Raw genomic sequence first — 25531 nt, 5'->3', positions numbered from 1 at the left:
ATCCATGACTTCTTTGACTGATCTAGAGTATCGTAACGCCTTCATTCGCCGCCATGTAGGGCCAGATAAGCAACAACAGCAAGAAATGCTGTCACTGGTTAACGCCCCTTCTATTGATGCATTAACTAATGAAATTGTCCCGCGCGATATTCAGCTCAATCGGGCACTGCAACTAGAAGATGCCACGCCAGAGCACGAAGCCATCAGTTATCTTAAGGCTATTGCAGGGCAAAATAAGGTCTTTAAAAACTACATTGGCATGGGCTACTACGACACGCATGTACCAAATGTAATCCTTCGAAATGTTTTAGAAAACCCAGGTTGGTATACCGCTTACACGCCCTACCAACCTGAAATCGCCCAAGGTCGCTTAGAAGCTCTCATCAATTATCAGCAAATGGTGATCGATTTAACGGGCATGGAGCTGGCAAATGCTTCTTTGTTAGATGAAGCGACTGCAGCCGCCGAAGCAATGGCCATGGCAAAGCGAACGGTTCGAAAGAATAAATCGAATGCCTTTTTTGTCGATGAAAATGTTTTGCCTCAAACGCTAGATGTGCTGCGTACCCGTGCCGAATATTACGGATACGACATCATAGTTGGTCCAATATCGAAAGCCTCTGAGGAAGACGTTTTCGCCGCCTTAATTCAATACCCTGGCGTCAATGGCGATATATCTGATCCTGAGCCAATAATACAGGCGTTAAAAGAAAAGAATGCCATGAGCATTGTTGCCTCCGATTTACTTGCGCTGTGTTTATTGAAAACACCCGGTGAGATGGGCGCTGACATAGTCATCGGCAATAGCCAACGTTTTGGTGTTCCTATGGGTTATGGGGGTCCGCATGCGGCTTTTTTTGCGACCTTAGAAACGCACAAACGGACTATACCCGGCCGAATCATTGGCGTTTCTAAAGATGCCAACAACAAACCCGCCTACCGCATGGCTTTGCAAACTCGTGAACAACATATTCGTCGCGAGAAAGCGACATCCAACATTTGTACGGCGCAAGTTTTATTGGCAAACATGGCTGGTTTTTACGCGGTCTACCACGGCCCTGAAGGCTTAACGCGAATTGCAAAGCGTGTACACCGCCTTACTGGAATTTTATCGGAAGGGTTAGTCGCCAAAGGAATTCGAGTTTTAAATTCCCACTTTTTCGACACCTTAACAATAGACCCGCTTCACAATCACGAAATTATTGTTGAACGAGCGGCCGCAGCAAACATTAACCTGCGTGAAGATAAAAATGGTTACCTCGGTGTTTCTGTCGATGAGACGACTTCTCGTGAAGATATTGAAGAATTATTTGATATTTTCTTAGGTGAGCACGATTTAAACGCCACAAAAATTGACGATGACCTAGATCAACAAGACACCTCGTTCTTACCGGAGTCTTTAGAACGCCAATCCAGCTTTTTAACGCACCCTGTGTTCAATAGCCATCACAGTGAAACAGACATGTTGCGTTATTTGAAAAAGTTGGAAAATCGCGACTTAGCATTGAACCAAAGCATGATTGCTTTAGGTTCTTGTACGATGAAATTAAACGCCACTGCGCAGATGATTCCAGTCACTTGGCCAGAGTTTGGCAAGATCCACCCGTTTGCGCCTTACAATCAAACTCGCGGTTACCGAACACTTGTTGAAGAATTGCAAAATATGCTTAAGAGCATCACAGGTTTTGACGCTGTCAGCATGCAACCAAACTCGGGTGCGCAAGGTGAATACGCGGGCCTACTTGCGATTCGAAAATACCAAGAAACGCTTGGCGAAGGCCATCGAGATATTTGTATTATTCCTCAGTCGGCACATGGTACTAACCCAGCTTCAGCTCAAATGATGGGGCTAAAAGTCGTTGTAACTAAAACCGACTCTAAAGGCAATGTCGATCAAGAAGACTTGGCCGAAAAAGTTAAACAAGCCGGGGATAACCTGTGCTGCTTAATGATTACTTACCCGTCTACGCACGGTGTGTATGAAGAAGGAATAAAAGAAATTTGTCAGTTGGTGCACGATCACGGTGGCCAAGTGTATATGGATGGGGCCAACTTAAACGCACAAGTTGGTTTAACGCGTCCTGCTGATATTGGCGCAGATGTTTCCCACATGAACTTGCACAAAACCTTTGCCATTCCACACGGTGGTGGTGGCCCGGGTATGGGACCGATTGGCGTGCGTAAACATCTAGAGCCTTATCTTCCTAGCCACGTGGTTAACCCAGTTAAAAATGCTAATCCATTAATGGGCGCAGTTTCCGCTGCACCTTACGGCAGCGCATCTATCTTGACCATTTCATGGATGTACATTCGTTTATTAGGGGCTAACGGTTTAAAAACGTCGACTCAAACGGCCATTTTAAATGCCAATTATTTAGTTGAGCGTTTAAAGGCCCACTACCCTATTTTGTATACCGCGCCAAACGGCCGTGTAGCACATGAATGTATTCTAGATTTACGCCCGCTAAAAGCAGAATCGGGCATCAGTGAAGTGGATATCGCTAAACGATTGATGGACTACGGATTCCACGCACCGACCATGAGTTTCCCTGTCCCGGGAACCTTTATGGTTGAACCAACTGAATCAGAATCGAAAGCAGAGCTTGATCGTTTCGCCGACGCGATGATTGCCATTCATGGTGAAATCCAGCAAGTGAAAGACGGGCACTGGCCGGCCGATAACAACCCATTGGTTAGGGCCCCACACAGCCAGAGCGATCTCATCAATGGCTGGGATCGCCCATACACCATTAAAGAAGCTGCATTCCCATTAGAATGGGTCGGTGAAAATAAGTTCTGGCCATTTGTGAACCGCATTGACGACGTTTGGGGCGACCGAAACTTGTTCTGTGCCTGCCCAACCACTGATTCTTATTCGGAGAGCTAAGATGGAATTTATACTGACGATAATGGCGAACGACCGAACCGGCATTGCCGAGCGTTTAGCACGTGAAATTGCCGCTCACCAAGGCAACTGGCTTGAAAGCCGTTTAGCAACCATGGCTGGAAAATTTGCGGGTATCGTTCGTGTTGAAGTGCCAGAAGCTAATTTTGAAGCACTTTCATTAGCCCTTCAAAACCTTAAAGAAGACGGCTTAAATGTTTCTATAGAAATGGGCGAAACTGGTGAAGGCCATAACACCGGTCATGTTATTGAGGTGGTCGGTAACGACCGCCCTGGTATCGTGAGAGAAGTGACCGATGCTTTGGCCGGCCAACACGCTAACGTCATAGATTTGCAAACAAAAATCGCCCCCGCTTCGATGAGCGGCGGCGTTATTTTCAAGGCCATGATTGAGTTTGCATTAACCGACGAGCAGTCTTTAGATAATGTCATTCAAGCTTTAGAAAACTTATCGCCCGATCTAATGGTCGACACTAAGTAATCGAACTTAATTCGACGATTGTAGCTTTTTATAAAGCTCAATCGTCGGATACTCCATCGCTTCTGGTCGTCGCTTAAATACATCATACGCTTTTAATTTTCTAGCTAAAGGCACCTTCACATCGGTTAAATATAGCTTGATATTAGCCGCATCCATTTCTTGGCAAAACCGTTTTAGCATACTGGCGCCACTGGCATCTAGGGTGTGAATTCCTGAGGCAACGATGACTAAGTTTTTCAATTCATCGTTTTCAGATACTCGCTGCAAAAATGCTTGCTCAATAACCCCGGCGTTTAAAAACGTTAAGCTCTCGTCCACACGAAGTAATAAAGTATTGGGCAAGGTTTCTGTTTGAGCATGCTTGATATTTTTGAATCGCTCGGTATTGGGAATTAACCCAAGCTCGGCCATATAAGGCTGACGATGATTCGCTAATAATGACAGTACCGATAAAATAACGCCTACCAGCAAACCTGCTTCAACCTCCCAAACCAAGACTAAAATGGCTGTGATCCAGCTGATACCACCATCAATACGATTCATTCGAAGCAATGTCGCCATCGATGGAAACTCTAATAACTGGCTCACTGCGACAATAATGGTGGCTGCCAAAACTGGAATTGGAATATAAGATAACCACGGCGTTAAAAACAAAATGCCAAAGCTTAAAAATACGGCGGTCAACGCACCCGCAATTGGGGTTTCTGCACCAGCGTCGGCATTAACCACTGAACGAGCCATGCCTCCGGTAACGGGGAAGCCACCACTAAATCCGGCCGCAAAATTGGCCGCACCTAAACCAAGTAGCTCACGATTCGGATTGATACGCTGACGCTTCACCGCCCCAAGCGTTTGACCAACCGCAATAGATTCTGTCATCCCGATTAATGTGATAATAAAAGCAGGCAGCATCAGTTGACTGATAAGCCCGAGATCAAACCCAGGCAATTGCAAACTGGGTAAGCCTTTAGGCAATAGCCCAACGGTGGCAACCCCTTTGGTATCGAGTGACAATAACGCGGTTAGCACGGCTGCCACCAATATCAACAACATTGGAAACAACCTTCTTGAAAGAGTTGCAAAAGAGCCAAAGAGCCGGTTTGTTATCGCAATACCTTGCTTTGAACGAGTCCAAAATAGCAACAACATGGCACCGACACCCATGATGCTCGAAACACTGTGGAACGTACTTATATCGAGCGTATGGAAACGCTCTATTAAGTTTCCACGAGACATATAAATGCCTGTTAACGGCTTTATTTGACCAATAATAATCAACAATGAAGAGGCTGTAATAAAGCCTTTCATCACAGGGTAACTCAATAACTGAGTGATAAACCCTAATCGAAAAACGCCCATGATAAAGTACATAGCGCCAACCATAGCGGCCAATAACAAAGCTAACTGCATGTATTCATCGGTACCAACTTCGGCCATTGGCATTAAGGTATTGGCGGTCAATAAACTTACGATTGCCACCGGTCCAACCGCCAATGCCGCACTGGTGCCAAAAAACGCATAGGCTATAAGTGGAAGAATAGACGCATACAAACCGGCCTCAGGCGGCAAACCGGCCACTAACGCATAGGCTAAACTTTGCGGTATAAGCATTAACGTTACAATAATAGCGGCGTTAATGTCACTAATGAGCAGCTTTTTACCGTAACGCCCAGTGGTTACCAAGGCTATAACGCCCTGCATGAGGTCGCTGCCTTGAATTCTTTCTAATGCTTTCACCCTAGTTCCTCACTTTAAATAGCAAAGCTACGCTTATTTCGAGCAATTGGCCTACTTTAAACATAGCCGCTCACGGCTCTAATAGTTAATCTGAGAGGGATAATAGCATATATTAGAAAAAACTAAAGTAGAAAGTTATGAGGAGAAAAAAGACTCTATAAAGCGCTCACCCAGAACCAAGCAAGCGCCTTAGGTTGAGGTTAAAGCAGGTACTCTAAACCATAATGCAACTCTTGCTCATCAACGACCTTTTTACAAGCTAAGCAAACGCCTGGCATAAACGAACTGCGATGTTGCGAATTATGCTCAATTTTCAATGTCTCTGATAAGCCACCAAACATCACTGTTTGCTGGGCTACAACGCCCGGAAGGCGTATGGAATGCAGCGGAACTTCGTGCAAAGTCGCGCCACGAGCGCCTTCGATAAGCTCTTTTTCACTGGTCTTTTCAGCTGATCGCGTTCTAGCTTGGGCGATCATCTCAGCCGTTCTCAAGGCAGTACCCGAAGGGCTTTCTTCCTTTTGCGTACTGTGTGCTTCAATGACTTCGACATCGGGCAAATATTTAGCCGCTTCGGCAGCAAACTTCATCATCAATACAGCGCCCACTGAAAAATTCGGCGCAATTAAACCCCCCAATTTTTTCTCAGCAGCTAACGCTTTTAATTCATTGACTTGGGCTTCTTGAAATCCACTGGTTCCAACAACAGGACACACACCGGCATTAATAATAGTTTTGGTATTTTCAAAACCTGCAGAGGCAATGGTGAAATCGACCACTACTTGAGGGGATAATTCTTGAATAGCACTGGCCAAATTGGTGTCGCGGTCAATGGCACCTACTAACTCTAATTCAGCATCGCGGGAAATGGCGTTAACTACTTCCGAGCCCATGCGCCCATTTGCGCCGTTTACTAATACCTTAATCACAACATACCTCTGTAATTTTTTTGAATGAAGATCTAAACAGTCGCTAAAGCTTATTAAAGCCACCTTAACGAGTAAAGTGACTTATGCGGAATACAGTCTAGCTTTCGCCAAATTGTAGGTCGGCTAAGCGCTTATACAGGGTTGAAGTTTCAATCAAAGACTCATGTGTGCCTTGAGCGACAACCGTGCCTTTATCTAACACCACCGTTCGATCTGCCCCTAAGACAGTTGCTAAACGATGCGCAATGATTAAAGTCGTTCTATTTTCCATTAAACTATCGAGCGCTTTTTGAACTTCATATTCACTTTGTGCATCCAGTGCACTGGTCGCTTCATCCAATAAAAGTATTTCCGGATCGTTTAGAATGGCACGCGCAATCACGATGCGTTGTTTTTGCCCGCCACTCAACCGCACTCCGTTTTCCCCAAGATGACTAGAAAAGCCATTAGGAAGCTCCATTATAAAGTCGTAGGCAAATGCAGCTTTTGCCGCTTTAATGACTTCTTCATCCGTTGCATCTGGTTTGCCATAACGAATGTTATACCAAACATCTTTACTAAATAGCACAGGCTGTTGCGGTACCAACGCCATATTTGTGCGTAAATCTTCTAAACGTATGTCCTTTATATTAGAACCAAAGAGATTTATTTGCCCTTGTTGCGGATCATAAAAACGCAACAGCAATTCAAACAGAGTCGACTTCCCAGCGCCACTCGGTCCGACCAATGCAATGGTTTCACCACGGGCAATATCTAACGAAACGTTATTGAGTGAGGGTTTATCCAACCGGCTCGGATACGCAAAGGTAACGCCCGATAACGCTAAATGAGGGTTAACTTCTTTTTGAAGCGATTCGGGTTGTTCCGGGTCGGTGATTAAGGTCTGCTCGCCTAATAGCTCCATTAAACGCTCGGTAGCGCCTGCAGCGCGCTGGATTTCACCATAAACTTCCGATACACCCGCTACACCAAAAGCAACCATAAGCGCGTAAAACACAAACGCGGCTAACTCACCTGCCGTCATATTGCCATTCATCACATCGTAGCCCCCTACCCAAACCATAGAAGCGATCGCGGTGAAGGAAAGAAAAATGACAATAGCTAATAAGGTGGACCTTGTAAGTATGCGTTTTTTGGCGACGTTAAATGCTTTATCTACTTCTTGACCAAAGGCGTCTATTTCAAATCGCTCGCGTGAATAGGATTGAACCGTTTTCACTTGACGGATGATTTCACCCGCGTAGGAACCGACATCAGCAACTGTGTCTTGGCTTTCACGGCTTAAATTACGCACGCGTTTGCCCATCCAAAGTGCAGGCACAATGACCGCAGGAACGCCCAGCAGCACAACGGAGGTTAACTTTAAGTTAGTGACAAAAAGCATGATTAAGCCGCCCGATACCGTTAATGCATTACGTAACGCGAAGGATAAACTAGAGCCGATTATCGATTGCAGCAATGTTGTATCGGTGGTTAATCGAGACATGATTTCGCCCGATTGGTTCTCTTCGAAATAACTAGGGTGCAATCGCACAAGGTGTTTAAACACATCATTGCGGATATCGGCTGAAATTCGCTCACCCAACCAGGTGACTAAATAAAATCTAATAAAAGTACCCACGGCCATTACAATGACCATAATCATCACCACGCCAAGCATGGCATTTAGCGATGACATAGATTCAGCGCCGATGCCTTCATCGATGACGAGTCGCACGCCCTGACCTAACAATAAACTCACCATTGCGGTAATAACTAAGGCCGTAGCCGCCCCCAACATAACTTTTTTATAGCGAGATAAATAGGGCCATAATGCCGCTAAAAAGCTGGAGACATTTTTATTACTCGGTGGGGGAGACAACGGATCAGCGCTGTCTTTGATTTCGGCCTCAGTTTGAGCCGACGAAGCAGATTGTGTCATAGGGCTTCCTTGTGCGTAATGGCGAGAAAGGTTCATTATGCGGGTCGTTATTCAGAACCCAAGTAACGGCTCAATTATTGTGACTTATGGCTGTTCAGCAAGGTCTGATAAAGCGCAATGCTGAACGGGTAAATCAGCAAGCCAAGTTAATTCGGCATAGGTTGCCACAATTCTATTGATGGCGGTCTGACTACCCGTGGTAAACAAGGCAATGTGGCTTGTAGGGAGCCCATTTTGGCTGGAATTCGCGTTATAGCGCCTTTGCACCTCTAAAGCGACTGCATCACTGGTATCAATAATATTGATCTCATTCCCGACTATTTTTTGGAGCCGTTGCATAACCAAGGGATAATGCGTACAACCTAGCACAATTTGATCTGCACCGGCTTGCAACAAAGGTTTACTGTATTGTTGCAACAACGAATCGATAGAATGAGACCCCTGCTCGATGGCATCAGCCAAGCCAGGACAACCTTGGCTGGCAATTGAAACAGAAGGCATGAAGCGTTCTAATAGCCGCTTATAACGCCCAGAAGCGACGGTGTTTTCTGTGGCTAAAATGCCCACGCATCGACTTTGGCTGGAAATCGCGGCGGGTTTAATGCCCGGCTCTACCCCCACAATGGGCACGGTAAACTCTTTTCTCAGGGTATCTATCGCCATGGCGGTCGCGGTATTGCAAGCAATGACGACTAAAGTGCAGCCCTGTGCTTCAAGCCAACTCGTTATAAGCCGGCATCGCTTCAATAAAAGTGCATCGGATAAATTCCCATAAGGAGCGTGCGCTTGATCGGCCACATAAATAAGCGGCGATTCAGGCATAAGTTTATAAATACTAGACAGTACAGTTAGCCCACCAATACCAGAATCAAACACGCCAATCATAGGAACCTTACTAAACGAATCAACTAGGCTAAGTGTATCACGAACCATGAAAGGCAGAATACGCTGCCTTGTTTGGTTTAAAGACTCAACACCGACTGCCGCTCAATCAGCCGAGGGGTAAACCTTAGCGGTTGTTCAATTTTTTGATAACGCTCGTCTAATCGATGCAACACTAACTGCGCTGCCAAAGCGCCCATTTCATTAACTGGGTATCGGATCGTCGTAAGGTGCGGTTTCAGAACTCGCGCTAATATGATGTCATCAAAGCCCACTATGGATACCTTCTCAGGAATGTCTAAACCGGCGTCTTGCATCATAAGCATGGCACCTGCAGCCATCGCGTCATTGTAAGAAAAAACGGCCGTTACGCCCAAATTGCGTTGAAGCACTTCAGACATAGCTGAATGACCACCCTCTTCGTCGGGGAAAGCCTTCACTATTGCTCGATCATCTACATCTATGCCTGCTTCATGCAAGGCTTTCGAATACCCCTTTACACGATGATTGCCATCTTCAATTTCTATATTGGTGCCAATGTAGGCAATCTTTTTGTGTCCCTTTTGAATGAGGTGCCGTGTGGCCAAATAGGCGCCATATTCATTGTCTAAAAATACACAATGATCTTCCCAGCCAGGAATTAAACGATTAATGATCATCACCGGCGTATCTTGTTGAAACAGCTCTATTAGCTCGTCATCGGGTAATGCTTTGGAATGAATGATGAGGGCATCACAGCGTCTTTCTTGGAGAAAACGAATCGAGCTACGCTCTAGATCTGGCATATGATAACCCGCCGTCACAATCACATGTTTACCCGCTTCCATAACCTTACGGTGAACACCCGCCATTAACTGACCGAAAAAAGGCGATTCGATTTCACCGACTAACAGACCAATACAATCGGATCGGTTGTTAACAAGCGCTCGAGCAAGTGTATTGGGCTTGTACTTTAATTCGTCCATGGCTTTTAAGACGGCTTCTTTTTTTTCTGGCACAACCGAGGCTGAATCATTGATCACACGAGAAACCGTAGAAACAGAAACCCCTGCAGCCTTGGCGACGTCTTTAATATTGGCCATTCACACTCCGTTTAAACTCATTTGAAACAGGTTTCAAATACTGAACTAATAATGGCACTATCTCAAGAAAATAACTATTGAAAACGTTTTCAAATAAAGTAAAATCACGAAAAAAATAAAGGATAGGCAAAATCCGTGAGCCAAGATAATTTTGATCCAGCCGATCACGCCCATAAAAGACGTAATCCACTGACCGATGAATGGGTTTTGGTGTCACCTCATCGGGCCAAGCGCCCTTGGCAAGGACAAAGTGAGCCAATCAACGAGCCTCAACTACCGGCCCATGATGAAAATTGCTTTTTATGCCCAGGCAATGAACGTATCTCTGGTGATGTTAACACAAACTACAGTGGTACCTATGTTTTTCAAAATGATTTTGCCGCCCTGCAAGCTGACTCTCCGGATAGCCCGCAATCACAAGACCCGCTCTTTCAAATGAAGGCTGAAAGTGGCGAGGCGCATGTCATTTGCTTCAGTCCAGACCACAGTAAAACGCTACCGGAACTGACCCATTCTCAGCTTCTAACTGTTGTCGAGACTTGGACACAACAATACATTAAGCTTTCTAAACGCTTTCAATGGGTTCAGATATTTGAGAATAAAGGGGCTGCGATGGGTTGTTCACAACCCCACCCTCATGGACAAATTTGGGCGAATTCAAGTATTCCTACCTTGCCCAAAAAAGAGTCTCAACAACAAACCCAGTACTATCAGGCGTATCAAAAAAATCTGCTACTGGAATACGCACAAAAAGAAGATACTAATGACGTTCGTACGGTATATAAAAACCAAGACTGGATCGTTGTCGTTCCGTATTGGGCTTCATGGCCGTTTGAAACATTGCTCATGCCTAGGTTACGCCAAGTTTCACACTTTCATCAACTAACAGAAAATGAAAAGAAAAGTTTAGCCGATGCCATCAAGGTGCTAACCACCAAGTATGACAATCTGTTTAATACTTCTTTTCCTTATTCTATGGGATGGCATGGTGCGCCTACTCATTTAAAAGACACGCCCTACTGGCAGTTGCACGCACATTTTTATCCGCCATTGTTGCGCAGCGCTTCGGTGAAAAAATTTATGGTGGGTTACGAAATGTTAGCCGAACCCCAGCGCGATTTAACGCCAGAGCAAGCTGCAGAAAAGCTAAAAGCACTCAGCACGCACCATTATAAGGATAAATAGAATGTCGATTCAGAGTATTGCCCATCGCAATTTTGTTGAGGCATTCAAATTTGAGCCCAGTCACCACTTCCATGCACCTGGTCGCGTTAACTTGATTGGCGAACACACCGATTACAATGACGGGTTTGTATTGCCGGCCGCCATTAATTTTGGGACCTTTGTGTGTGCTAAGAAGCGCGAAGATAACCTTATTAGAGCCTGTGCGGTTAATTTCAATAAAGAAATCACTGAATTCTCTTTAACCGGCGACATTCCCGCGTGCACAACACATCGATGGTCAAACTATCTCCGCGGTGTTTGCCAGGTGTTAATGCAAACAGGTTATGAACTGACGGGCGCTGATATAACCATCGCAGGAGACGTTCCCTATGGTGCAGGATTGAGCTCTTCAGCGGCATTGGAAATTGTACTGATTAGAGCACTCTTAGAGCTAGCAAACATTGAGATAGACCCTAAGAAAGCGGCTCTATTAGGGCAGCAAGTTGAAAATGAATATATCGGCGCAAATACCGGCATCATGGATCAACTCGTTTGTGCTCTTGGCCAAAAAAATCAGGCCTTACTCATTGATTGCCGATCACTTGAAAGCCAGCCAGTAGCCTTAGATAGCGATATGGCCATTGTTATAATTAATTCAAACGTTAAGCGCGGCTTAGTCGATTCTGAATATAATTTACGGCGTGCTCAATGCAACGAGGCGGCACAAGCTCTCAACGTTAGCCATTTACGAGACGCAACGTTTAGCCAGTTAGAAAACGCAAAAACACACATGAGTCAGCAAGTTTACCAGCGTGCCCGTCACATCATTAGTGAGAACGAGCGAACATTAAATGCCGCTTCGGCGCTTAAAGACAAAAATTGGTCAAGGCTGAGTGAATTAATGGCGCAGTCACACGCGTCTATGCGCGATGACTTTGAAATCACTGTTCCGGCGATCGACGCAATAGTAGAGATGGTGGCCGATGTCATCGGAGACCGAGGCGGTGTTCGAATGACCGGTGGCGGCTTTGGAGGATGCGTTGTCGCCCTGGCACCAACCGACTTAGTATCTGATATTCGTCAAACGGTGATGAAACAATATCAAGCGACATTCGGAATTAAAGAAGACATCTATATTTGTACCGCAGAAGACGGTGCATTTATGGCATAATGCTACTTTTTTATTATCTCGAGGCTTTTCATGGTCGCAACGATCTCTGAGCAAACGTTAGGAACTTTGGCTACTGGCGAAGAAGTTAAACAATTTATATTGCGAAATGCATCGGGTGCTGAGGCAAAATTTTGTAACTTAGGCGCCGCTTGGGTAGGATTCAAACTAACACACGACAGTGAAAACCTAGTGCTTGGATGCGATACACTTGAAGCCTTCATTAATCAGGGGGCCTCGCTTGGTGCCACTATTGGTCGGTTTGCCAATCGAATAAAAGGCGGCCAATTTTCGATCGACAATCAAACGGTCTCTGTCTCTCAAAATATGGCCAATGATCATATTCACGGCGGTTTTGAAGGTTATTCAAAAAAGATCTGGCAAAGTCATATTGCATTGGTTAATGAGCACCCAACATTGACGTTTCGTTATTTATCTGCCGACGGCGAAGAAGGTTTTCCGGGGCAACTTGATGTCGCCGTGACTGTCACTTTAACAGACAGCAATTCGGTGAGTTTTGAATACACGGCACAACCTCACGCCCGCACCGTGGTGAATTTAACAAACCACGTATACTTCAATTTACAAGGCGCGCAATCTGGGAACTTAAATGATCATGAGTTTAAGATTAACGCATCACACTATGTTGAAGCGGACTCGACAGGCATGCCAACGGGTTCTATTAATACGGTAGCTGGAACAGCATTGGATTTAACACAATGGAAAAATATCGCTACTGAACTTAACGACCAACAAGACCCTACTATCGCGCGCGCGCATGGTTATGACCACTGTTATTGCTTAGACAACAACGGTGAACAAAGTTCCGTCGCGTTTGCACGAGCCGAGGGTATTCAATTAACTTGTACAACGACCCTACCCGGCGTTCAATTTTATACTGGGAACTTTTTAGGCAACACGCCCATTAATGACTCCCAAGTTTATAAAACACATGGCGCATTTTGTTTTGAACCGGGATATTGGCCTGATTCGCCAAATCACGCACACTTTCCAGATTGTACGTTTGACAATTCCCATCCTTATAGCGCTATAATCGAGTACCGTTTTACTCAACTGTGAGAATTATTATGAAAAAGTTTTTAATTACAGCAATTTTAAGTATCTTTGCTGCAACTTCATTTGCAGGCGGTAAAGGTGGCAGTGAAGTCGCCATTGCATCTTATGGTGGATTAGGCGCAACCGTTGCAGTAGGTATTCCGTTAAATATTAAATTTTTAGCGTCTAACGGATTACACACCTATGGAGAATTAGAAGTGGGTGTTGGAGTAGAAGGCGGTGTAACAGCCGGCGCCGAACTTTCTGGCGGCGTTCTGGTATACGTTGGTCAAGGGCTAAGCGTTTACGGAAGCCTGGGTCCAGCCATTGGTATTGATGCTGGGTTTGGTTTAGGTGCTGAAATTGGCTTCAACATCGATGTTAACAGCAGCAGCATATTCATCGAAGGCGGCACTCACCCTGGTGCAGATTACGTGGCTGTCGGCTTGCGTTTATAATTTTTACAAAATTCGTTAAGTAGGGTGAGCCCACTCACCTTTACTTAACGACTATTATTTTTTCGCACCTTTCCTGGTGAAATGCCTTCCCAATCACTAAACGCTCTAACAAACGAATTCGCATCTGTAAACCCAAGTAAGAATGAAATTTCAGCGAGTGACAATCGCTCATCCCTAAGATAATGACGAGCTAAATCTTGACGGGTTTTCTGCAAAACAGCCTTAAACGTAATGCCTTCTTCCGATAATTTTCGTTGCAAACTGCGTTTGCTTAACGCCAAGCGAGACAGCACGTTTTCGATAGTGCTTTCACCACTGGGCAGCAACTCTAATAGAACTCCTCTGACTTTTGCAGCCATGGAGGCTTCTTTATCCAATAGAGATAATCGTTGTTGCAACTCAGGTTCAAAGTAGGTCCACATCTTTAAATTCTGTGTGAGGAAAGGCCGCTCTAAATCTTCCATTGAAAACCTAATACTTACACCTTGCCCAAGCTTAGGCACAACTCCAATAAATTCGCTGTACTCTTCTATTCCTGAAGGCAAGCTGGGTAGCGTGACGGCTAATGGCACTAGCTCACGCCGCGTGGCTATCCTCGCCAGCTTTACGAAAAACACAACTTCGACTGCTGCTATTGAAACTGGCAAAGCACCGTCATAGCCATAACACTCAACCTGATACTCTATAAAGTTATCGAAGCTGGTTTGCGACAATAACATAGGACCAATTAAGCGCTTATAGAGCGCTAAGCGTTGCATGGCTGTTTTTAAATTAGGTGAACACAAGCAAGCAAAAACAGCAGCATCGAACGATTCAACCGAAATGACTTGGCCAAGCTTTAATGGTAGATCGTTGACCCCAGCCAATGTTTCCAGCGCTGAAAATAAATTAAAATACTCTTGAGCGGTTAAGGTTGCATCACTGCGCTGAAATAGATCTTCGGGCAAACCAGCTAGGCGCGCCACTTCTGTAGAATTTTGCCCGATATCACTGATAATCACATTCCACCCTGCTTGCAACTGAAACCGGCTTGCTTGCTTCACACTATTTCACCATCGCTGCAACAATACGATCAAAAACCTTATCACTCACAATACGACGAATAAACAAAATAGGTTTCGCATACAAACCACCGACATAACGTGTTTTAGGTTTCTTAGCACGTACGGCTTTGACCAAAAGTTTGGTAATAACTGATACGGGCGAGCCTTTTCCATTTTGATAAGACTCCCGAGTGGCGTTAGCCATTGCCTGCGCCATTTCAGAATAAGCTGATTGCCCTGATCGCTTCAACATGGGTTCGAGTACTACATCGCCAAATTCAGTGACAATGGCACCAGGCTCTATAATTACAACATCAATGCCAAAAGGTGCCAACTCTATGCGCAAACAATCGGACCAACCTTCCAAGGCGTGTTTCGTTGCATGGTACCAACTGCCTAATGGGGTATACATTTTACCGCCCATTGAGGAAATATTAATAATGCGCCCAGTTTTTTGATCACGCATTTTTGGAAGTAACAATTGTGTCAGACGCGCCAAACCAAAAATATTAACTTCGAACTGATAGCGAGCATCTTCGATGCTGGTATCTTCCATTGCACCATATAAACCAAAGCCAGCATTATTAACCAAGACATCCACCGCGCCATGATGTGTTTCAATTTGGCTGACAAGGTTTTGAATCTCTTCTTCTTTGGTAATGTCCATTTTTACCGCAATGGCGCCCAGTTTCTGCAAATCATCCATTTGCTCTAAGCGTCTCGCGGCTGTGTAAACAACATAACCCTCATCGAGCAAAGCTTTCGCAAAATCTTTACCCATACCAGATGACGCACCGGTTACAAGGGCCACTTTAGCTTGGTTTGACATGCTGTACTCCTATAAACTTATTTAGAATGTGCCTCATCTTAGCGTTGTACACTGTAAACCACACTAGCAAAGCGTGCCAAAATACTCGCAATAGGTGCCACTTGAATTTAATGCACAAAAAAGCCCACGTAAGTGGGCTTTCATTTCAGCAGGGTATACTTAAAATCAAGATTTTTGAGTATCTAGCTCACGTTGCGCTAATCGTTCGGCTATTTTTGATCTACGACGCTTTACAATGGTTTGTTTAGCTTCAGTGCCAAGGTGTAGCTCACCACGCTCTTGAGCCAATCGCATTTGCTTTTCACGCTCTTTAAAACGTGCTCGCTGTTTTTCGGATACTTTATCGAAACAATGATGACAACTCACGCCATGTTCATAATGTTCGTGCTGCCGTTCTTCTACTGATAACGGTTTACGACACGCATGGCATAACTCGTATTCACCCACTTTAAGTTCGTGACCCACCGCAACGCGATTATCAAACACAAAACAATCGCCTTGCCATTTTGATTCTTCTGCTTTGACTTCTTCTAAATATTTCAAAATACCACCTTCAAGGTGGTATACCTCATCGAAGCCTTGTTCTTTCAAATAGGCCGTCGATTTTTCACATCGAATACCGCCCGTGCAAAACATTGCGACCTTTTTATGTTTTGTGGGGTCTAAATTTTCTTTCACGTATTCAGGAAATTCACGAAACGACTGTGTGTTGGGGTTCACCGCCCCTTCAAACGTGCCGATATCATATTCGTAGTCATTGCGAGTATCGACCAAGACAACTTCAGGATCAGAGATTAATTCATTCCATTGAGTTGGTTTGACATAGGTACCGACTACTTTTTTCGGGTCAATGTTTTCAACACCCATGGTCACGATTTCTTTTTTTATTTTTACCTTGGTGCGGTAAAAGGGCTGCTCATCGTGAAACGATTCTTTCGATTTAATGTCGACAAATTCTGGTGTGTTTGCAAACCACTGGTATAGAGCATCAATACTCTCTCGCGTGCCTGAAACGGTTCCATTAATGCCTTCTTTGGCTAAAATTAAGGTACCGCGAATTTGGTTTTTTTCTAGAAATGCTAACAATGGCGCACGTAGGCGCTCAGGCTGCTTAACTTCCACAAAGTGGTAAAGCGCTGAAACAACGATCTTTTTCATAATATCCTATGGCGAGCTGCATCGTAAATGCAGAGCTCAAACGATTTTGGGGCGCGAATTTTACCAAAATAGAGCATTCGCGCAACCGATTAATGTTTGATCACATGGCGCGCTAAAAATGAAGCTATTTCACCGTGAATCATATCCGTCGAGGCTGGATTCACTATATCACCTGTAATTACGTGGTTGTTATCATTCGCACGCGCAGGTACAGCAATTCGGTGTTTCACCTCTGCTCCCCAACGGCGCGCCACTTCATCGGTTTTACGAGAGTTCACAATCACATCATGATCAGAATAAATGAATAACGTCGGCGCGTTAATTTGCTCAACCTTGCTTTTACAAACGGCTTTCACAAAGGCATTCATATCGTGCACGATCGAAGTCGGGTATGAGTATGTCCAATAGGTAGCGCCCGCTTCATTGCTAGGCTCCCAACTGTGAACGCCCTTACTAATTAAGGGTATCCAGTAACGAGACCAAGGCATTTGAAACAATGGCATGGCCCAATGTTTGGGTCCGAAATTTGGCGATATCATGACCAGAGAAGCCAGCTTTCCTTGCGTCTGCGGTTGTTGCGACAGCCACGTTGCCAAGGTGCCACCGGTTGAGGTACAAATAATGATGACCTTTTTACCTAACTGCTCCGCAATTTGCCAAGCTTCTAGGGCATCGTACATCCAGTCGTATGGGGTTGCCTTGGCTAGTTCATCTCCGGTTAACCCATGACCCGTTATCCGAGTTGCGTGGTAGTTAGCATTAAAGTGCTTGGCAATATTTTCAGGAACCGGGGTAATTTCTTGTCGAGTAGCCGAGAAACCGTGTAGGTATAAAACACAATAGTCTGTCTTCGTTGGCTGATGTTCGTTATTGAAAATAATCGCTTTTTCCGCCCCTTTTGGTACAGCTGGGAAAAAATTTTCAATTTCGGCAAGTTGCGCCTGAATTTTCTTAAGCTTTTCGGTTTCTGAATAAGAGCTGTAAAGGTTAGCACCAAAACGACCTGGCTTGATGGGAGTGGTTAGGTCAACTTTTGGTCGAGGACCCAAAACAAAAAGTGCGACACACACCAATATCAAAAAAGTGAGAAACAACGGTAAACTCCGAGCAGATTAACAATTAGGCGCAAAGTATTTCAAATTTAACCCTACATTGCACCTTCTATCTAAAAAGTAGCACTCTAGTAACCTAAATTTCAAAAAAGAGGCATTAAATACTCTGTTTAATGCCTCTAAGTTAATATAAATGGCCTGCTTAGCTTTTGTCGGCCTCTTCAATGGAGACAAAATCGTCACAATTTATTTCTAAATCGCCGTTAGATTTAAAGTTTTTATCCATTTTTTTGATGGCCCCGCACATATTGTTGATCCGTTCATCTTGTGCTTGAACATGGTCTAATAGGGCTTTAATTGCGTGCGCTGTAATATCGGGCATATCCGCACCACCATAGGCATCAAAACCGATTTTTTGTGCCATTTCTTTTTGCTTATCGTTCAATAGCGATACTTTCTCACCATCTTGTCTGACGATTCGCCCTGGAATCCCGACGACCGTCGCATTCTCTGGCACTTCTTTTGTAACAACAGCATTTGAACCAACGCGGGCATTTCTGCCCACGGTGAATGGACCTAGCACCTTCGCACCGGCACCGACAATGACGCCGTCTTCTAAGGTTGGGTGGCGCTTCCCTTTACTCCAACTGGTCCCCCCTAATGTCACGCCTTGATAAATCGTGACATCATCACCAATTTCGGCCGTTTCTCCAATGACCACACCCATGCCGTGATCAATAAAAAACCGACGCCCAACCTTGGCGCCTGGGTGTATTTCTATGCCGGTTAGCCAGCGGCTAAACTGAGACACCCAACGCGCTAACACTTTTAAGTTCCATCCCCACAAACGGTGAGACAACCGATGAAACAATATGGCGTGTAACCCTGGATAATTTAGCAAGACTTCTAACCAGCTTCGCGCGGCAGGGTCTCGATCAAACACACTTTGGATATCATCTTTTAATCTGGCGAACATTCTAAGACTTCCTTATGGTCTTATCGACTTGACTTAACATGCCACGCAGAATATTGGCTTCGACCTCATCTGGCTGCGCTCTTAAGACTAAGCGGCGAATTTTACTCATTAATGTTCTGGGGTTATTGGGGTCTAGGAAATCAATATCAACCAACGTTTTTTGCCAATGATCAAATAAACTCTCTAACTGGCCACTGTTTGCTGGCTTTTGATCCCACTCAACACCAAATGCAGGCTTATCTCTTGCTTCTAAACTGACCGAAGACATCACCAACTCATAACACAACACCTGAACGGCACTGGCAACATTTAAAGAACTGTATTCAGGGTTAGAAGGTATATGCACATGGCATTGGCATATCGCTAGCTCTTCATTGGTTAAACCACTGCGCTCGCGCCCTACGACAACTGCAGTTTTTTCACTGCTAGGTAAGGCAAGCACCTGATGTGCCATTTCCCGAGGGTTAACCAATGGCCAAGGCAAGCTTCTTGAACGTGCCGAAGCACCCACCACCAATGCGCAATCGGCGACGGCCTCTTGCAATGTATTCACTACCTGGGCGTTCTCTAAAACATCGCCTGCGCCCGCAGCTAAAGTGGTAGCCTCTTGTGAGGGGAACTCTTTAGGCTCTACCAATACAAGGTGTTTAAACCCCATGGTTTTCATGGCTCGAGCAGCGGAACCAATATTGCCTGCATGCGAGGTATTTACCATGACGATTTTTATATGATCAAACTGCAAGAAAGACCTTCCTGTTAAAAATTACACAATTTCACTTAATGATACGGCAAACATAGTGTATGATGCGCGCCCTTTTGAATCAAAAAGATGATTCATTCGGTGTTCGGCCTACAGTCGCCGCGACCGAATCGCTGTTTAACAAGTCCTTGCGGACCCGATTTCCTAATTTGACGCACGTTGGTGAAGCACCTCCGTGGTCTTAACTATATTGTGAGAGAATAACATGCAACCAATCGTTAGTATTGCGCTACGTGCAGCTCAAAGTGCAGCAGATAAGATTAACTATACCATTGAAAATATCGACAAATTAATGGATGAAGGTGACAGCCGCGAGGACGTACTCAAAAAAGCATTCGAAGATGCGGCATGGCGCGCTCGTAAAGCTATTCGAAATGCTCACACCAAACATCATATTGACTCCCCTCAAATTGGCATGGAAGAAAGCCGAGAATGGGATGGACAATCAAAGTGGGTTGTCGATGTCGCCTCTGGCATAAACAATATAAAAGCTGGCTACCCTGGCTTTTTAGTCAATGTTTCACTTTATACCAAAGACAAAATCGACGTTGCCGCGATTGTAGACCCTATGTCAGAAGACTTTATGACAGCGCAACGAGGACGCGGCGTACAAGCCAATGAGCGACGTGTAAGAGCCGTTTATGCACCCATTGCTAACGCAACCGCTTCTTTGCAAACTGCCGATATTGACCTAATTACACAATGGCATAGCCGAACTTCAGAATTACGAATGACGGGTTGTGGTTTATTGAACTTTGTTCATCTGGCTGCCGGCAAAACCAATGTAGCAGTAGCACAAAACTTATCGCCTGCTGATATGGCAACTGCGATGCTTATTGCTCAAGAATCTGGCGCATTAACCGGCAATGCAACTGGCGCGCCGGTCAAAATGGACAGTGGCGAGCTGATGGCTGCAGCACCACGATTGTTTAAACACATCGTTGCCAGCAACATGGCTTAACGGTAGTCGTAAAGGGTGCGCTGCACCCTTTCATTGTTTTTATACTACAAGCCTCTCTTTACCAGATATCACCATTCTATCCTTGTTCAACCCGCCACTTTATTGTTATAACGCTATTAAATTTTCTTGGTAATCCTATACTATGCAACCGCTTCACGTTTATGCTGGTCAGCACGCACTTAAACACATTCAAAATCATGGCTTGAAGCCTGCGGATATTTCAGCAATTTTAGGTGCTTCTGGCGGTCCCAAATGGTTTGTATTGACCCACCTAGATCGTTATATCGCTCAAGAATGGCTTCCAAATATTCCCCATCAAGTTGAACTGATTGGCAGCTCAATTGGCGCTTGGCGCATGAGTGCCTATGCGAACCCTAACCCAGTTGATGCGATTGCCAAACTAGAGCAAGGCTATTTGCATCAAGACTATAGCGATAATGCCGATGCTCGAGAAATTACGCATCACATTCACGCGCTGCTCGATTCATTCATCGATGAAAGTTTATCTCACAATCAGAGTTCACGAAAATTAAACATTGTGGCGGCTATTTCACGCGGAATGACAAAGCACGAACAAACCCACATCCAAGCCGCGGCGTTTGCTGGCGTTGCTCTGGCCAATATGATCTCACGTAAAACGCTGCCTCTTTGGTTTGAGCGAGTTATTTTTCAATCAACCGGTGCGCAACTTCCGATTGAAAAATGGGATCAATTTAAAACACATCAGGTGCCGCTTCGTGCCGATAATATTCGTCAAGCATTGCACGCAACAGGTTCTATTCCAGTTGTTATTGAGGGCGTAAAAAACCCGGCACATGCCCCAATAGGTATGTATCGTGATGGCGGAATGGTTGATTATCACTTCGACTTACCGATAAAACCCCAAAATGGTTTAGTACTTTACCCTCACTTTGCGCCTTTATTGAAACCCGGTTGGTTTGATAAAGCCTTACCTTGGCGACATGTAAATGCAGACAATTACTCTCACACTGTTGTGGTTTGTCCAAGCGCTGAGTTTATTGCGCAACTGCCCAATCAAAAAATACCTGACCGCAATGATTTTAAGAAACACAGAACTTCGGAGCGAATTGAGGTTTGGAAGGAAGTGATTGAAAAAAATAAAATGTTGGCTGACGCTTTCCATAATATGGTAAATTCGCCAAACTTTGCCGACACAGTAAAACCCATAACGGAATTTATTTAGTTAGCTTATGGCCTCAACGGAAATCGCTTCACCCTGTATTCGAAATTGCTGTTTAAACGAGCAAGATATTTGCGTGGGGTGTTTTCGATCACTGGATGAAATCAAACATTGGCATAAAGCCACTCGTGATGAAAAGCAACTCATTCTAACCACCGCTGATACTCGAAAAAAACAGTCGCCTTATAAAGGTTAATTACTCTTCGGTAAGGTTATTGAGCGATAAGACAACTGCACCATTTCTTTGCTCTAACTCAACTTTCTCATGCGCGAATCCAGCCTTTTCCATCGGTAATATAGAATCAATTATTGGCATTAATTTCCCTTCGTTCACTAATTCAACTAACGCATGCAACTCATGTTCTGACTCTTTTGCAAAACGGAACAACACCTTCTTACCAGTTATAATTGGCAATATGACCGACAACAGCATGTCTGAAAATGATGGGTTTCCTGTTACAAAGATTCCACATGGTTTTACCAGTTTAAGGCTTTTTAGAATAGGCGCTTGTGCCACCATGCTGAATACAACGTCAAATTGCGTTTTATGTGCGTAAACGTCACTCTGCTGATAATCGATAAATTCTTCTACGCCTAATTTCAGCAACATGACCTTTTTTGACGCTTTATCGACAACAGAAACCCGCGCACCTTTTGCAAGGGCAATCTGCACGGCAAATAACCCAATACTGCCGCCGGCGCCAACGATTAAAATGTGCTGACCGGCTTTTAATTGCACAATATTCAAAAAATGCAGCGCATTTAAACCACCTAAGGGCACAGCGGCGGCCTGCTCGAAACTCAAGCTTTTTGGTATTTTGACCATAGTGTTGTTAGCCGACACTTTCAAAAACTCACCATAGGCACCGAAGCCCATTCCGGTATTACCAAAAACAGCATCCCCCACTTTAAAACGCGAATCTGATTCAGAAGCCTTGCTTATGGTCCCTGAAAAATAGCCGCCTAGTACAGAGTTTCGCGGTTTAAAAACACCTATGGCCAACCGCAAAGGCAACCAAAACCATTTAACAGGAAAGTTAAAGCTGCGTAATTCACAATCGGCTTTAGTCACTTCAGCGGCGCGTACGCAGATTTCATAATGTTCAGGTTTGGTATTGGGCCGAGCGATCTCTTCAACTTTTAGCACCGAAGAGGGTCCATATTTACGATAAGTCACGGCTTTCAAGGTAAGTTCCTTCCTCTGCATAACTATTTAATTTGAATGTTCAGACTCTGTTCAGGCACAAAGTCGATAATGGGTTTATGTCAAAGGAGGCTACTGCATGAACGCACAGACACAATCTAATTACTCTATACGCTCTAACCGAGTATTAAAAGCCTTAGTAACACTCGGCGCTTCTTTATCACTCATGGGTTGTTATGTAGAAGTCTATAGCGATTACGAAGATGACTATCATTACGAACCTTCGCCTTACACGATTGCCGATATGCGCACTTCATTTTTAGTAGAAGCGGCGATTACACCTGTAGCATTGGCCGCCGAAGCCCCTTACCAAGTGATCGATCCAGATAAATACACCAGCCCTCGTTCACGAATGCCGTCTCGCGGTCATGTCACGGACACAACTTATGCTTATTTATTCGACAATGTTGAGTGTGCAGAAGGCGGCAGCACCCAGGTAGAAGCTGAAGCAGAAACGACCTCTTACAGTGACGGCTATACCTATGTTGACATTCAAACTTCCGCACAAGCTAACCACTGTCAAGTATGGCAAAACTCAGAGCTGGTCACCATTAACAGTGATTTAAGTTACGACACAACCGGATGGTATGATGACTATGAAAATGAACTCAGCCGCATTGATGGTCAACTAGGGGGCCAGTTCAACTTAAAATGGCATTCAAAACAAATTGAGCTGGTTAATATTTCTTCAACCATTACTGAAATCAATGCGACTGATTTTAAGATTGATCTAAAGGCATCGGCAAAACTCGATGATGGCTTTAGTGTTCAGCGGCCAACGCTAAAGACTACGCAAAAAGTACATTGGTACCTCGGCGCAAAACACCCTCACTTAGGAGAAATGAAATTCATCAGTGGGTTACATTGGGTGTCGCTTAAATTTGAAGACCAAGGTGTTTGGCGTGAAAACAGTCAAGGCAGATCCAACTTCTGGACTTGGACTGAGCTTGGATATTAATGTTAGATTTACTTTGAAAGGTTGGATCACCGAACAAAAACAATAATGAGTGATTCAGCCTCTTTTTTTTAACAAAAAAAAACCCGACACACATGTCGGGTTTTTAACTGGTTGCTTACGACCAGGGGTTTTAAAAGTGCCGTAGCACCTTTTTTTAGAGCAATAGCCCTAAACCTATATTCTCAGCATTTCATTAAAATACATTTAATGGAATTTTAAGGTATCGAGTTCCATTATTTTCGGCAGGTGGCATTTCACCAGCCCTCATATTGACTTGAACCGAAGGAAGTATCAGCATTGGCATTCCTAAGGTCGCGTCTCTTTCGGTTCGCATCTTAACAAACTCTTCTTCTGCAATGGCGTCTTTTACATGAATGTTTTCTTCTCGCTGCTCTTTTACGGTCGTTAAATACTTATAGTCACGTCCATTCGGGCCATAATCATGACACATATAGAGCTTAGTTGAATCGTCTAAACTTAACAGGCGTTTTACAGAATTAAACAAAACATTAGCATCGCCACCTGGGAAATCGCAACGTGCGGTGCCTTGATCTGGCATAAATAGGGTATCACCCACAAATGCATGTTCATCTTCTACCACATAAGATACGCAGGCAGGGGTATGCCCAGGCGTATGAAGCACTTTTACCGTTAATTGGCCGATCTTAAAGGTTTCTTCGTCATCGAAAACTACGTCAAATTCAGAGCCATCGGCTTTAAATTCAGGCTCTGCATTAAATATGTCTTTAAATACATGCTGAACTTGATTAATTTTACTGCCAATACCAATTTGACCACCCAATTTCTCTTTTAGATAGGGTGCAGCAGACAAGTGGTCTGCGTGGACATGTGTTTCTAGAATCCATTTAACGGTTAAACCTTCAGACTTTACGAATTCAATCACGGCATCTGCAGCTTCTGTATGCGTTCGGCCTGATTTAGCGTCAAAATCTAGAACGGAGTCTATAATTGCGGCCTCTTTACTTTGTGCATCAAACACTAAGTGAGTGTAAGTAAAGGTCTGCTTATCAAAAAAGGTCTTAATGCGTGTATTGGTACTCATTGTAGGCTCCTCGGCTAATCACTTAAATATTAGCAACTTCTAATTTAGATTTACCTATCGTATAGTGTGTCTTTATCATTTGCAACCCTGAAATTCTCACTATGCAATTTTAGTAGCATTATGCGAGAATCGTTAATCGGTTGCGTAACAAACCAGCCACCACCTATGAGGAGTACAACAGATGACACCGACTCAAATTGCAGAAACCTATTTTGTCTCTGCTCAAATAACCGCTGACGATGTTCAAAAAGCGAAAGAAGAAGGCTTTGACGTCATTATTTGCAATCGCCCAGACGAAGAAGAGCCAGGCCAGCCTAATCATGACGTGATCAAAGCCGCCTGTGATGCAGTGGGAATTCGCTTTGAGTTCATGCCTATGCAAGGGCCAAACTTTACGCCTGAATACGTAGAAGGTGTTAAAGCGCTCATTGCCAGCAATAAGAAAACGCTAGGCTATTGCCGAACAGGTAATCGAAGTTCAATTTTGTTTAATGCTGCTCAATAAAAACAAGGTAGTACCCGATTAACGCCTTTTCACTACCA

30 protein-coding genes are annotated in these 25531 nt (G+C 44.5%); 13 read left to right on the top strand and 17 right to left on the bottom strand.

The genetic code is table 11. The features are described from left to right. Positions 1-4 precede the first annotated feature (4 nt). Positions 5-2887 carry an aminomethyl-transferring glycine dehydrogenase gene (gene gcvP, locus QWZ13_RS09350; protein ID WP_290281542.1) on the top strand — a complete coding sequence of 961 codons (2883 nt, stop codon included), beginning with the start codon at positions 5-7 and terminating at the stop codon, positions 2885-2887. Beyond that, on the top strand, positions 2817-3386 hold the full coding sequence (locus QWZ13_RS09345) for a glycine cleavage system transcriptional repressor (protein ID WP_290281541.1): 570 nt from the start codon (positions 2817-2819) through the stop codon (positions 3384-3386). Before gcvP ends, QWZ13_RS09345 begins: the two co-directional genes overlap by 71 nt. A 6-nt stretch (positions 3387-3392) precedes the next feature. Here QWZ13_RS09345 and QWZ13_RS09340 read toward each other — a convergent pair whose 3' ends face one another. From QWZ13_RS09340 to QWZ13_RS09315, 6 genes are all read right to left on the bottom strand, one after another. Then, the gene (locus QWZ13_RS09340; RefSeq protein WP_290281540.1) at positions 3393-5123 is read right to left on the bottom strand and encodes a SulP family inorganic anion transporter; all 1731 of its coding nucleotides are present in this window, start codon (positions 5121-5123) and stop codon (positions 3393-3395) included. 200 nt (positions 5124-5323) lie between these two features. Beyond that, positions 5324-6052 (bottom strand): 4-hydroxy-tetrahydrodipicolinate reductase, encoded by a 729-nt coding sequence (gene dapB / locus QWZ13_RS09335; RefSeq protein WP_290281539.1) that lies wholly within the window; start codon positions 6050-6052, stop codon positions 5324-5326. A 97-nt stretch (positions 6053-6149) separates the two neighbouring features. Beyond that, entirely contained in the window at positions 6150-8009 is a 1860-nt protein-coding gene (locus tag QWZ13_RS09330) for an ABC transporter transmembrane domain-containing protein (protein ID WP_290281538.1), read from the bottom strand. A 48-nt stretch (positions 8010-8057) separates the two neighbouring features. Next, complete coding sequence (gene murI, locus QWZ13_RS09325; protein ID WP_290281537.1) at positions 8058-8906, bottom strand: glutamate racemase; 849 nt, start codon at positions 8904-8906, stop codon at positions 8058-8060. Positions 8907-8935: 29 nt separating this feature from the next. Beyond that, positions 8936-9937 carry a LacI family DNA-binding transcriptional regulator gene (locus QWZ13_RS09320; protein WP_290281536.1) on the bottom strand — a complete coding sequence of 334 codons (1002 nt, stop codon included), beginning with the start codon at positions 9935-9937 and terminating at the stop codon, positions 8936-8938. After that, positions 9924-10067: a hypothetical protein gene (locus QWZ13_RS09315; RefSeq protein ID WP_290281535.1), complete on the bottom strand. Its 144-nt coding sequence runs from the start codon at positions 10065-10067 to the stop codon at positions 9924-9926. The genes QWZ13_RS09320 and QWZ13_RS09315 overlap by 14 nt, the downstream gene beginning before the upstream one ends. A 5-nt stretch (positions 10068-10072) precedes the next feature. On the opposite strand from QWZ13_RS09315, the gene QWZ13_RS09310 reads away from it, so the two are divergent. From QWZ13_RS09310 to QWZ13_RS09295, 4 genes are read left to right on the top strand one after another with little or no spacing between them, the layout of a single operon-like run. Then, entirely contained in the window at positions 10073-11122 is a 1050-nt protein-coding gene (locus QWZ13_RS09310; protein ID WP_290281534.1) for a UDP-glucose--hexose-1-phosphate uridylyltransferase, read from the top strand. A 1-nt stretch (position 11123) separates the two neighbouring features. After that, positions 11124-12272: a galactokinase gene (galK, locus tag QWZ13_RS09305; protein WP_290281533.1), complete on the top strand. Its 1149-nt coding sequence runs from the start codon at positions 11124-11126 to the stop codon at positions 12270-12272. 30 nt (positions 12273-12302) lie between these two features. Then, positions 12303-13349, top strand: coding sequence for an aldose epimerase family protein (locus QWZ13_RS09300; protein ID WP_290281532.1), 1047 nt, complete (start codon positions 12303-12305; stop codon positions 13347-13349). An 8-nt stretch (positions 13350-13357) separates the two neighbouring features. Then, positions 13358-13783 carry a hypothetical protein gene (locus tag QWZ13_RS09295; protein ID WP_290281531.1) on the top strand — a complete coding sequence of 142 codons (426 nt, stop codon included), beginning with the start codon at positions 13358-13360 and terminating at the stop codon, positions 13781-13783. Positions 13784-13827: 44 nt separating this feature from the next. Here the strand turns inward: QWZ13_RS09295 and QWZ13_RS09290 are convergent, their stop codons facing one another. The 8 genes from QWZ13_RS09290 to QWZ13_RS09255 form a co-directional block, all read right to left on the bottom strand. Further along, a complete protein-coding gene (locus tag QWZ13_RS09290; protein ID WP_290281530.1) occupies positions 13828-14826 on the bottom strand; it encodes an AraC family transcriptional regulator in 999 nt (332 codons plus the stop codon). Position 14827: 1 nt separating this feature from the next. Beyond that, positions 14828-15655 carry an oxidoreductase gene (locus QWZ13_RS09285; protein ID WP_290281529.1) on the bottom strand — a complete coding sequence of 276 codons (828 nt, stop codon included), beginning with the start codon at positions 15653-15655 and terminating at the stop codon, positions 14828-14830. Further along, a complete protein-coding gene (locus QWZ13_RS09280; RefSeq protein WP_290281528.1) occupies positions 15639-15773 on the bottom strand; it encodes a hypothetical protein in 135 nt (44 codons plus the stop codon). The genes QWZ13_RS09285 and QWZ13_RS09280 overlap by 17 nt, the downstream gene beginning before the upstream one ends. Positions 15774-15820: 47 nt before the next feature. Next, positions 15821-16813 carry an oxygen-dependent tRNA uridine(34) hydroxylase TrhO gene (trhO, locus tag QWZ13_RS09275; protein WP_290281527.1) on the bottom strand — a complete coding sequence of 331 codons (993 nt, stop codon included), beginning with the start codon at positions 16811-16813 and terminating at the stop codon, positions 15821-15823. Between the two features lie 89 nt (positions 16814-16902). After that, positions 16903-17907, bottom strand: coding sequence for an alpha/beta hydrolase (locus QWZ13_RS09270; RefSeq protein WP_290281526.1), 1005 nt, complete (start codon positions 17905-17907; stop codon positions 16903-16905). Positions 17908-17925: 18 nt separating this feature from the next. Next, complete coding sequence (locus tag QWZ13_RS09265) at positions 17926-18099, bottom strand: hypothetical protein (RefSeq protein WP_290281525.1); 174 nt, start codon at positions 18097-18099, stop codon at positions 17926-17928. After that, the gene (cysE, locus tag QWZ13_RS09260; protein ID WP_215999222.1) at positions 18068-18841 is read right to left on the bottom strand and encodes a serine O-acetyltransferase; all 774 of its coding nucleotides are present in this window, start codon (positions 18839-18841) and stop codon (positions 18068-18070) included. Before cysE ends, QWZ13_RS09265 begins: the two co-directional genes overlap by 32 nt. 1 nt (position 18842) lies before the next feature. Beyond that, positions 18843-19583, bottom strand: coding sequence for an RNA methyltransferase (locus QWZ13_RS09255; protein ID WP_290281524.1), 741 nt, complete (start codon positions 19581-19583; stop codon positions 18843-18845). Positions 19584-19642: 59 nt separating this feature from the next. Between QWZ13_RS09255 and QWZ13_RS09250 the strand changes: the two genes are divergently transcribed. Genes QWZ13_RS09250 through QWZ13_RS09230 form a run of 5 tightly spaced genes read left to right on the top strand, consistent with a single transcriptional unit; the run spans position 19643 to position 21959 of the window. Then, a complete protein-coding gene (locus QWZ13_RS09250) occupies positions 19643-19786 on the top strand; it encodes a hypothetical protein (RefSeq protein ID WP_290281523.1) in 144 nt (47 codons plus the stop codon). 20 nt (positions 19787-19806) lie between these two features. Continuing rightward, on the top strand, positions 19807-20562 hold the full coding sequence (locus QWZ13_RS09245; RefSeq protein ID WP_290281522.1) for an inositol monophosphatase family protein: 756 nt from the start codon (positions 19807-19809) through the stop codon (positions 20560-20562). Beyond that, positions 20543-20695 carry a hypothetical protein gene (locus QWZ13_RS09240; protein WP_290281521.1) on the top strand — a complete coding sequence of 51 codons (153 nt, stop codon included), beginning with the start codon at positions 20543-20545 and terminating at the stop codon, positions 20693-20695. The genes QWZ13_RS09245 and QWZ13_RS09240 overlap by 20 nt, the downstream gene beginning before the upstream one ends. Before the next feature lie 9 nt (positions 20696-20704). After that, the gene (locus tag QWZ13_RS09235; RefSeq protein WP_290281520.1) at positions 20705-21766 is read left to right on the top strand and encodes a patatin-like phospholipase family protein; all 1062 of its coding nucleotides are present in this window, start codon (positions 20705-20707) and stop codon (positions 21764-21766) included. 7 nt (positions 21767-21773) lie between these two features. Beyond that, positions 21774-21959, top strand: coding sequence for a DUF1289 domain-containing protein (locus QWZ13_RS09230; protein WP_290281519.1), 186 nt, complete (start codon positions 21774-21776; stop codon positions 21957-21959). Here the strand turns inward: QWZ13_RS09230 and QWZ13_RS09225 are convergent, their stop codons facing one another. Next, on the bottom strand, positions 21960-22970 hold the full coding sequence (locus QWZ13_RS09225) for an NAD(P)-dependent alcohol dehydrogenase (protein WP_290281518.1): 1011 nt from the start codon (positions 22968-22970) through the stop codon (positions 21960-21962). A 76-nt stretch (positions 22971-23046) separates the two neighbouring features. Here QWZ13_RS09225 and QWZ13_RS09220 point away from each other — a divergent pair, with 76 nt between their 5' ends. After that, entirely contained in the window at positions 23047-23925 is an 879-nt protein-coding gene (locus tag QWZ13_RS09220) for a hypothetical protein (RefSeq protein WP_290281517.1), read from the top strand. Positions 23926-24118: 193 nt separating this feature from the next. Here QWZ13_RS09220 and QWZ13_RS09215 read toward each other — a convergent pair whose 3' ends face one another. Together QWZ13_RS09215 and QWZ13_RS09210 are read right to left on the bottom strand one after the other, a co-directional pair. Continuing rightward, on the bottom strand, positions 24119-24988 hold the full coding sequence (locus QWZ13_RS09215) for an MBL fold metallo-hydrolase (protein ID WP_290281516.1): 870 nt from the start codon (positions 24986-24988) through the stop codon (positions 24119-24121). A 50-nt stretch (positions 24989-25038) separates the two neighbouring features. Then, the gene (locus tag QWZ13_RS09210; protein WP_290281515.1) at positions 25039-25176 is read right to left on the bottom strand and encodes a hypothetical protein; all 138 of its coding nucleotides are present in this window, start codon (positions 25174-25176) and stop codon (positions 25039-25041) included. On the opposite strand from QWZ13_RS09210, the gene QWZ13_RS09205 reads away from it, so the two are divergent. Next, positions 25170-25493 carry a protein tyrosine phosphatase family protein gene (locus QWZ13_RS09205; protein ID WP_290281514.1) on the top strand — a complete coding sequence of 108 codons (324 nt, stop codon included), beginning with the start codon at positions 25170-25172 and terminating at the stop codon, positions 25491-25493. The genes QWZ13_RS09210 and QWZ13_RS09205 overlap by 7 nt on opposite strands. The last annotated feature ends 38 nt before the right edge of the window (positions 25494-25531 follow it).

The organism is Reinekea marina, from assembly GCF_030409715.1.
In the GTDB taxonomy this organism is placed as follows: Bacteria; Pseudomonadota; Gammaproteobacteria; order Pseudomonadales; family Natronospirillaceae; genus Reinekea; species Reinekea marina.
This window is presented reverse-complemented; position numbering and strand designations above follow the sequence as displayed.

What these genes read in the sequence shown, in the direction of transcription:
- gcvP (WP_290281542.1), top strand. Translation starts at nt 5, where the DNA reads ATGACTTCTTTGACTGATCTAGAGTATCGTAACGCCTTCATTCGCCGC.
- QWZ13_RS09330 (WP_290281538.1), bottom strand. Translation starts at nt 8,009, where the DNA reads ATGAACCTTTCTCGCCATTACGCACAAGGAAGCCCTATGACACAATCT.
- murI (WP_290281537.1), bottom strand. Translation starts at nt 8,906, where the DNA reads ATGGTTCGTGATACACTTAGCCTAGTTGATTCGTTTAGTAAGGTTCCT.
- QWZ13_RS09320 (WP_290281536.1), bottom strand. Translation starts at nt 9,937, where the DNA reads ATGGCCAATATTAAAGACGTCGCCAAGGCTGCAGGGGTTTCTGTTTCT.
- galK (WP_290281533.1), top strand. Translation starts at nt 11,124, where the DNA reads ATGTCGATTCAGAGTATTGCCCATCGCAATTTTGTTGAGGCATTCAAA.
- QWZ13_RS09300 (WP_290281532.1), top strand. Translation starts at nt 12,303, where the DNA reads ATGGTCGCAACGATCTCTGAGCAAACGTTAGGAACTTTGGCTACTGGC.
- QWZ13_RS09295 (WP_290281531.1), top strand. Translation starts at nt 13,358, where the DNA reads ATGAAAAAGTTTTTAATTACAGCAATTTTAAGTATCTTTGCTGCAACT.
- QWZ13_RS09285 (WP_290281529.1), bottom strand. Translation starts at nt 15,655, where the DNA reads ATGTCAAACCAAGCTAAAGTGGCCCTTGTAACCGGTGCGTCATCTGGT.
- trhO (WP_290281527.1), bottom strand. Translation starts at nt 16,813, where the DNA reads ATGAAAAAGATCGTTGTTTCAGCGCTTTACCACTTTGTGGAAGTTAAG.
- cysE (WP_215999222.1), bottom strand. Translation starts at nt 18,841, where the DNA reads ATGTTCGCCAGATTAAAAGATGATATCCAAAGTGTGTTTGATCGAGAC.
- QWZ13_RS09250 (WP_290281523.1), top strand. Translation starts at nt 19,643, where the DNA reads ATGATGCGCGCCCTTTTGAATCAAAAAGATGATTCATTCGGTGTTCGG.
- QWZ13_RS09245 (WP_290281522.1), top strand. Translation starts at nt 19,807, where the DNA reads ATGCAACCAATCGTTAGTATTGCGCTACGTGCAGCTCAAAGTGCAGCA.
- QWZ13_RS09235 (WP_290281520.1), top strand. Translation starts at nt 20,705, where the DNA reads ATGCAACCGCTTCACGTTTATGCTGGTCAGCACGCACTTAAACACATT.
- QWZ13_RS09230 (WP_290281519.1), top strand. Translation starts at nt 21,774, where the DNA reads ATGGCCTCAACGGAAATCGCTTCACCCTGTATTCGAAATTGCTGTTTA.
- QWZ13_RS09225 (WP_290281518.1), bottom strand. Translation starts at nt 22,970, where the DNA reads ATGCAGAGGAAGGAACTTACCTTGAAAGCCGTGACTTATCGTAAATAT.
- QWZ13_RS09220 (WP_290281517.1), top strand. Translation starts at nt 23,047, where the DNA reads ATGAACGCACAGACACAATCTAATTACTCTATACGCTCTAACCGAGTA.
- QWZ13_RS09215 (WP_290281516.1), bottom strand. Translation starts at nt 24,988, where the DNA reads ATGAGTACCAATACACGCATTAAGACCTTTTTTGATAAGCAGACCTTT.
- QWZ13_RS09205 (WP_290281514.1), top strand. Translation starts at nt 25,170, where the DNA reads ATGACACCGACTCAAATTGCAGAAACCTATTTTGTCTCTGCTCAAATA.